This is a genomic window from Vibrio sp. Vb1755, assembly GCF_033338635.1.
In the GTDB taxonomy this organism is placed as follows: domain Bacteria; phylum Pseudomonadota; class Gammaproteobacteria; order Enterobacterales; family Vibrionaceae; genus Vibrio; species Vibrio alginolyticus.
In genome coordinates this window covers 1-1,835 of sequence record NZ_JAWOTA010000074.1, presented here as the reverse complement: position 1 = coordinate 1,835, position 1,835 = coordinate 1, and the positions used below count along the sequence as shown (strand labels likewise).

Here is a 1,835-nt window from a genome sequence, read left to right as displayed (position 1 = left end):
TGCTCTGGCGAGGTACTTAATAGAAGCTCTGCATTTTGGATAACTTCGTTTTGTTGACTGAGCTTTGCTTCTAGATCGGAAATGGCAACTTGCTGTTGGTTGTAGATTAATCCAAGACCTGCCACAAACAATAAGCTGGCTGCGACACCAGTGGCCAAGGGCCAATATTGCTTGTTCAAACGACGCTTAACTGTCTTTGCATTAAAATCAGCGGGAATTGTACCAGTTGAAAAAATCTTCGAGAAAATCGGCCACTTCGCTATTGGCATATTTGCTGGTTTAGAGACCTTAATATTTTTCTTTAGTGCTTCATTAACTGGTGTTCTTGAATATGGATGCTTACAACTCAACAATTCATACGTAATACAACATAAGGCGAACATATCATCGCTTATGTTTGGTTCTTTTCCTGAGAGCAGGTTGAGTGAGGCGTAGTTAGGCGTGTAGCCCAGCGTTTCTAGATCTTCTGTTTTACGTTTTGCTGCATACTGATCCTGTTTGATCTGGTGAGTTTTCGACACACCAAAATCCAAAAGCTTTACATGGCCTTCGGAGGTTAAAATTACGTTGGCTGGTTTTAAGTCGGCGTGCACAACACCGAGCGAATGAGCATAGGATAGTGCGTCGAGGATTTGGTTGAGGATAGAAAGCATTGCATGGTACTTCAAACCATTTGGACGAGATCGTTGGATTAAACTTTCCAACGTTTCGCCGTCAATATATTCCATCACTAAAAAGTAGATATCACCGTCGACTCCGAAATCAAAGACCCGGATTACGTTTGGATGACTAAGTCTTTGTGTTTGTTGCGCTTCTCGAATCAACATTCTTGCTGTCTCTGGCTGAGACGCAAACTCTTTCTGTAAAACTTTTAGAGCAACATAAGGGGACTCCGAGCCAGAAGACTCAAGAATTTTGTCTTTTGCTAAATAAACATCACAGAGTCCACCATGACCTAAAATAGACTCAATTTCGTAACGGTTTTTTACTGTTTGCCCAATTAAATTTGAGTTAATAACACTTTTGTTTTTTGTGTTCTTATTATTACTTTTGTTGATAGGTGGTATTGTGTTTTCTTTTTGAGACAGTTTTGTATCCGTTTCATTTATATTTTCAGCGGAGTCTTGTTTATTAACGTTTTTAGCGGGTTCAATTGCGTTTTCTCTTTTTTGAGTCTTTACAATTTTTGTTTTATCTCCGCTATCGCTGCTATTTATAGATTTGTCTTTATTTTTTTCTTCCATCACAAGGACTCCATATAAATGATGGGGTTAATATATATATTCCTGCTAAATGAAAAATACTTCGGTTAGATTTTCTCGGCCAAACTAACATCGGTTTTTTGACGGGTGAAAGTTTGAGTGTCAAAAATTTGAACCTGGTTGGATATTTAAAATTGTTCAACAATTCATGATTGCTTTGATAAAAAAATGATTCATTATGCCGTCAATAGTTTTTATAACAGCTATAAGAACTCTATTAATCTTAATGTTAATAATTAAAGCTTAAAATCTAATTATAAAAATCGATATATAAATATTTAGCAGGTCTTTGGCGAGGATTTTCATGAAATTGGTATTGACCATAACGAGTTTCCACAAATTTACTCCGGAAATAGAGAGTGAGTTTGTGTTTGAATCAAGTGATGAGCATGCAAAGGTAACCTTCGGACGCTCAGAACAATGTGACTGGACGTTACCAGACCCTGAGAGAGTTATTTCTGGGACTCACGGCGAATTGATTAAATTTGGCGATAAATATCTAATTAAAGATTTATCAACAAATGGCACATTTGTTAATAATGCAGTTACTCCAATCGGCCAAGGGAATGAGCT

Annotated in this window: 2 protein-coding genes; one reads left to right on the top strand and one right to left on the bottom strand. The window is 37.2% G+C overall.

The window, feature by feature from the left end:
- The coding region (locus R7E00_RS22655) for a serine/threonine-protein kinase (RefSeq protein WP_318124497.1) at window positions 1-1,244 on the bottom strand (1,244 nt) is incomplete at its 3' end.
- Between the two features lie 322 nt (window positions 1,245-1,566).
- Here R7E00_RS22655 and R7E00_RS22650 point away from each other — a divergent pair.
- Window positions 1,567-1,835: FHA domain-containing protein (locus tag R7E00_RS22650; RefSeq protein ID WP_318124496.1), on the top strand; the 269-nt coding region annotated here is incomplete at its 3' end.